Annotated in this window: 1 protein-coding gene; it reads right to left on the bottom strand. The window is 67.5% G+C overall.

Going from position 1 to position 440, the window contains the following annotated elements:
- Positions 1–52 precede the first annotated feature (52 nt).
- Complete coding sequence (locus DVK01_RS21470; RefSeq protein WP_199722424.1) at positions 53–274, bottom strand: hypothetical protein; 222 nt, start codon at positions 272–274, stop codon at positions 53–55.
- Positions 275–440 lie beyond the last annotated feature (166 nt).

Below are 440 nucleotides of genomic sequence, written 5' to 3'. Positions count from 1 at the left end.
CTTCCACCGATTCGAACAACTCGGCTACGTCGTCGGGCTCGTTGGAGACGCGTCACCGACCGCGCCGCTCCGCCACTCGGCCAGCGAGGTCCGAAAGCGGAGCAGACTGCGGTTGCTCGTCGGCATCGGCGCGGCCGCTCCGCTCAGCATCGGCGCGGTTGCTCCGCTCAGCATCGGTACGCTCGCTCCAGTCGGTATCTTCGTCGGCGGTTGCGGGCTCCCGCTCGGGTCGCCGTTCGTCTGTCGCGTCGTCTTCGGCTGTGTCGTCGGTCATCGTCGTCGGTGTTCGTCAGTCGACGCCGTGGTCGCCGCTTGCCGCGGCTTCCTGTTGCGGTGACTCGTCGCTCGGCTTCGGTCGGTCTACTTCGCTGTTCGTCGCGCCGGTTGCCGCCTCGTCTAGGAGTTCCGCTACCTCTTCGCCGTCCTCATCGACCGTTCCG

The organism is Haloarcula sp. Atlit-120R (assembly GCF_003665885.1).
Classification (GTDB): domain Archaea; phylum Halobacteriota; class Halobacteria; order Halobacteriales; family Haloarculaceae; genus Haloarcula; species Haloarcula taiwanensis.
Note: the sequence above shows the minus strand (reverse complement) of the source record. Positions and strands in the feature narration are given on the sequence as shown.

What these genes read in the sequence shown, in the direction of transcription:
- DVK01_RS21470 (WP_199722424.1), bottom strand. Translation starts at nt 274, where the DNA reads ATGACCGACGACACAGCCGAAGACGACGCGACAGACGAACGGCGACCC.